The following is a 5015-nucleotide window of genomic DNA, read 5'->3' as shown; positions in this document are numbered from 1 at the left end:
GGCCGACGGCGACGCGCGTGGTGGTCGAGGTGAGCTTCATCGGTTCCTCCGGGGTGGTCAGGTCAGCGCCACTGCTAAAACCTTTCAGCGCCGAAGGTAGCGCGCACCCAGCCGGCCGCGCAAGGGTTTGCTAAATCCTTTTCACCTGCGGAGACGCCGTTGGTGTCGGCTCCTCTGCGGTACGCTTCCGGCGGGCTCGCTGGGAGGCGAGTACACGGCATACGCCATCGACGACGACGGAAGCAGGGGGCACGTGGGCAAGCGACCGACCCTGGCCGACGTCGCCGCACGGGCGGGGCTGTCGAAGACGGCGGTCAGCCTCGTTCTCAACGACCGCCCCGGGTCACGGCTGTCGGCCGACGCGGTCGCGCGCATCCACGAGGCGGCGAGCGAGCTCGGCTACCGACCCAACGCGCAGGCGCGCTCGCTGCGGCTCGGGACGACGGGCACCATCGGCTTCATCTCCGACGACGTCACCGTCACGCGCTTCGCGTCCGCGATGATCCGCGGGCTGCTCGACGCGGCCGACGAGCGCGACCGCGGCGTGCTCATCGCCGAGACGTTCCAGCACCCCAAGCAGCTGCGCACGGCGATGGAGGCCATGGCCGATCGGCAGGTCGACGGGCTCATCTTCGGCGCGCTCGCCGCGCGCCTGCTCGACCTACCGCCGCTGCCCGACGGCCTGCGCGCCGTCACCGTCAACTGCGTCAACCCCGACGTGCCCGTCGCGGTGCTGCCCGACGAGGAGGAGGCCGGGTATGCCGTCACGCGGCAGCTGCTCGACTCCGGCCACGGCGCGGGGCTGGGGATCATCGGCAACGCGCCGATCGCGCGGAGCGACCCGCGGGTCTCGGTGACGATCAGCCGCCGCTTCGACGGGATCGAGCGCGCGCTCCGGGAGGCGGGCGTCACGCCGGTCGCGATCGAGGACATCGAGAAGTGGGAGCCGTGGAACGGCTACGACGCCACTGCGCGCGTGCTGGATTCCGGCGCGGCGGTGACCGGGCTGCTCTGCCTCAACGACCGCGTCGCGTTCGGTGCGCACCAGGCGCTGACCGAGCGTGGGCTGCGGGTGCCCGACGACCTGTCGATTGCCTCGTTCGACGACGACGAGCTCGCGTCCTACCTGCGGCCGGGGCTCACGACGGCGCGGCTGCCCTACCAGGAGATGGGGCGGCAGGCGCTGGAGCTGCTGCTGGATGCCGATGCGGCGCCCGGCGAGCACCTCGTCGACATGCCACTGCAGGTGCGCGGCTCCATCCGCTCGTTGGACTGAGGCGATCAAGCAGTGTCGGTGGTCGAATGTATGTTCGACTCATGTCCCCGGAACCGTCGATGCTCGAGCTCCTCAGGAGCCGGCTGACCGACCTCGAGGCGCGCCAGCGCGCCGCGGGCGGCGTCGCCGAGCACGGGTTCTGGGACGGTTTCGCGGGGCGTATGCCGTCTGCCCCCTCCCAGCCCAGGGCCGGGTCCGCGCCGGGCTCCTCCGGCCCTGAGGGATCCCACCAGTCCGTTGTCTCACTCGAGCCGCTGGCCCTCGACAACGTGCAGTGGCTCGACGAGGCCGGCTACGAGGAGATGATCAACGACCCGGCCTGGATCGAGTCGGTCTGCGCCCGCCACGAGGCGCGGGAGCAGCGTGAAGCGGCGGCTGGAGGATGCCAGGACGCGGTGGACGCGATCACCGTCAAGGCCATGGCCGGTATCGGTCTCTCGACCCACGGCGGGGCCGACCTCACCGCCGCGGCCGAGCAGGTGGCGCAGCAGCGGCGCACCCTCGAGGTCACCCTGGTCACCATCGTCTCGGAGCTCGTGTCCCGGGGCATCGAGGCGCCCGACGGGCTCTCGCGCACCGACTGGCTGCGCAGCCACGACCCGTCGCTGACCGCCGGGCAGGCCAAGGCCTTCGTCACCGTCGGCACCGCCCTGGCCGAGGCGCGCTGGGCCCGGCTACGGCTGCTCGTCGCCACCCAGCAGGTCACCGTCGGCAGCGCCGCGCAGATCGTCGAGTTCGACGCCCGCACTCGCCCAGTCGCGGATGCCGACGACCTGGAGACGGCCCTCGGCGACCTGACCGACCAGGCCCGCCAGCTCCGGCCCGAGGAGCTGGCCCGGCTCGCGCGGCACCACACCGAGCAGATCCGGCCACCGCGCGATGAGGACCGGCTCGACCGCGGCCGGCGCGAGGCACGCGGCCTGTGGTTCACCCAGCCCAACGCCACCGGCATGGTGGGCCTGCGCGGTGTGCTCGACCCCGAAGGCGCCGCCGTCCTCAAGGCCGCCATCGACCCACTCTCCGCGCCGGCGCCCGAGAAGGACGACCAGGGCCGCACCGTCACACCAGATGACCGCACGCCGGCCCGGCGACGGATGGACGCCCTGCTCACCATCGTGCAACGCGGCGTCGCCTCCGCCGACGGCATCCCCAGCACCGACAAGACCAAGGTCGTCGTCCTCATCGACTACGACACCCTGGTCGACGACGTCCGAGGCAGCGGCACGACGCTGACCGGCGATGTCCTGTCACCGGGCGTGGTGCGACGCATGGCCTGCGACGCCGAGGTCATCCCCATCGTGCTCGGCAGCGACAGTGAGCCGCTCGACGTCGGCCGCAGCCGCCGCCTCTTCACCCGCAGCCAGCGCCTCGCCCTCATCGCCCGTGACCAGGGCTGCAGCTTCCCGGGCTGCACCGTGCCCGCCACCTGGTGCGACGCCCACCACGTGACCCACTGGCGACACGGCGGCCGCACCTGCGTCTCCAACGGCGCCCTCCTGTGCCAGCGACACCACACCGAGGTCCACGACCGCGACCTCACCGCCACCGTCACCGCCACCGGTGTCACCTGGCACACCTGACGACCCCGCCCCACACCCCGCCAGCGCCGGCGGGGTCGGCGGCATGTCTTGGACCACCACAGGCCTGGCCCTGAGGCTCAGGTTCCATACGGATGTCGCGGTTAGGGTGCCCACCATGGTGCGGGTGGGCAGCCGCAGTGACCGCCACAGCCGCGCTCCCCGCTGCATCGCGTCCCCACCGGGCACTGCCCTGGAGACACAGCCCAGGGCTTCCGCGCCTCGCACCAGAGACCGCTGGACTCCCCCCACACGCACCTGACATCTCCCACGACCGCACCTTCAGGCACGAGCTCCGACCAACCACCAACTGCACCGAGCCACCATCGAAGGAGAGCCGAGCATGCTGCTGCAGGACAAGGTCATCGTCGTCACCGGAGGCAACAGCGGGATCGGCGCCGCCATCTGCGAGGTCGCCGGCCGGGAGGGCGCCAAGGTCGTCGTCGACTACGTGGTGCGGCCCCGGGCCGCCGAGGAGGTCGACGAGGAGGTCACCGAGGAGGGGTCCGAGGCGATCAGCGTCGACGCCGACGTCAGCCAGGTCGAGGACCTGCGCCGGCTCGTCGAGGCGGCCGTGACGGCATACGGCCGCGTCGACGTGTGGGTCAACAACGCCGGCATCGAGACGCGCACGTCACTCCTCGAGACCGACGAGGCCGCCTACGACCGGGTCCTCGGGATCAACCTCAAGAGCGCGTTCTTCGGCAGCCAGCTCGCGGCCAAGCAGTTCATCGCCCAGGGCGGCGGCGGGGTCATCGTCAACGTGACCTCGGTGCACGAGGACTGGCCGATGCCGGGCAACACCCCCTACTGCGTCAGCAAGGGCGGCATGCGGATGCTCACCCGCACCGCCGGCGTCGAGCTCGGGCAGCACGGCATCCGCGTCGTCGGCGTCGGGCCGGGAGCCGTCGACACCCCCATCAACGCCACGACCACCGGCGACCCGACCAAGCTCGCCACCCTCGACGCGGCGATCCCGCTCCGGCGCGTCGCCAAGCCCGAGGAGATCGCCGAGACGGTGGTCTTCCTCGCCTCGGAGCGTTCCGCCTACGCGACCGCGACCACGGTGTTCGTCGACGGCGGCATCATGCAGGGCTCCGTCGGCCTGTGACGGCTCGCGAGCCCCGGGCCACGACCGCGCCGGCCGTGGAGTCGCGGAGAAGCGCGTCCCCTCAGCTGTTGGAGCTGGCGACGCTCTCTGACGGGGCCGTCACGGCGTCGCGCTCCAGGGTCGGTGCGTCCGTCCTCGACAGCGTGATCATCGCCAGCTCGACGAGCTCGCGCTCCTCGATGCGGTGCCCGAGGGCAGCGAGCCGGTTGGCGACCGTCGTCTCGGTGTCGTCGCCGGTCAGGTCGACCGCGGCCACGAGGAAGACGCGCCCGGGCCCGACGAACTCGAGGTGCAGGAACGTCACCCGCTCCACCTCGCCGCTCGAGCTCAGGTCGTCGTAGGCCTGCCGCCACAGCTCCGGGCGCACGGCCTGCCCGACGAGGTAGTCGCGGTTGCGCCCGATGAGGAAGATCGCCACGACCCCGAGCAGCAGCCCGACGAGGATCGAGCCGATCGCGTCGTACATCGCGTTCCCGGTGATCTGGTGCAGGAAGATGCCCGCCCCCGCGATGAGCAGGCCGATGAGCGCGGCGGCGTCCTCGGCGAAGACCGCACGCAGCGTCGGGTTCGAGGTGTTGGCGACGAAGCGCAGCGGGTGCAGCCCGCGCCGGCGCGCCTCGGCCCGGGCCTGCCGCGACGCCTGGAAGAACGACGCCCCCTCCAGCACGAAGGCGATGCCGAGCACGGCATACGCCCAGAAGTACGACGTCTCCGGCTCCTCGTGCCCGAGCGCCGTGATCCCGTGCCACACCGACACGACGGCGCCCGCCCCGAAGAGGCCGAACGCTGCGAACATCGACCACACGTACGCCTCGCGCCCGTAGCCGAACGGGTGCGACGCGTCCCGCGGCTTCCCCGCGCGGCGCTCCGCGACGAGCAGGAAGATCTCGTTGCCCGAGTCGGCCCACGAATGCGCCGCCTCGGCGACCATCGACGCCGAACCGGTGATCACCGCGACGATCGACTTCGCGAGCGCGATGAGCGCGTTGGCCACCAACGCGACGATCACGGTGACGAGGCTCTCGCCGCCCTGCTGGCCCTGCTCGTCCTT

At 71.9% G+C, this 5015-nt stretch carries 4 protein-coding genes; 3 read left to right on the top strand and 1 reads right to left on the bottom strand.

All coding sequences use genetic code 11. The features are described 5' to 3' along the window. The first annotated feature begins 253 nt into the window (after positions 1-253). The 3 genes from ABD194_RS19345 to ABD194_RS19335 all read left to right on the top strand — a co-directional run bounded on the left by ABD194_RS19345 (position 254) and on the right by ABD194_RS19335 (position 3964). Complete coding sequence (locus tag ABD194_RS19345) at positions 254-1276, top strand: LacI family DNA-binding transcriptional regulator (RefSeq protein WP_343994523.1); 1023 nt, start codon at positions 254-256, stop codon at positions 1274-1276. 41 nt (positions 1277-1317) lie between these two features. After that, positions 1318-2856, top strand: coding sequence for an HNH endonuclease signature motif containing protein (locus ABD194_RS19340; protein ID WP_343994520.1), 1539 nt, complete (start codon positions 1318-1320; stop codon positions 2854-2856). Between the two features lie 340 nt (positions 2857-3196). Then, positions 3197-3964: a glucose 1-dehydrogenase gene (locus ABD194_RS19335; protein ID WP_343994518.1), complete on the top strand. Its 768-nt coding sequence runs from the start codon at positions 3197-3199 to the stop codon at positions 3962-3964. A 61-nt stretch (positions 3965-4025) separates the two neighbouring features. Here ABD194_RS19335 and ABD194_RS19330 read toward each other — a convergent pair. Next, positions 4026-5015: cation diffusion facilitator family transporter (locus tag ABD194_RS19330; RefSeq protein ID WP_343994516.1), on the bottom strand; the 990-nt coding region annotated here is incomplete at its 5' end.

Origin of the sequence: Terrabacter terrae, from assembly GCF_039529575.1 — a bacterium.
GTDB classification, from domain to species: domain Bacteria; phylum Actinomycetota; class Actinomycetes; order Actinomycetales; family Dermatophilaceae; genus Terrabacter; species Terrabacter terrae.
This window is presented reverse-complemented; position numbering and strand designations above follow the sequence as displayed.

Excerpts from the sequence above, each read along its gene's own strand:
- ABD194_RS19340 (WP_343994520.1), top strand. The coding sequence starts at position 1,318 with ATGTCCCCGGAACCGTCGATGCTCGAGCTCCTCAGGAGCCGGCTGACC.
- ABD194_RS19335 (WP_343994518.1), top strand. The coding sequence starts at position 3,197 with ATGCTGCTGCAGGACAAGGTCATCGTCGTCACCGGAGGCAACAGCGGG.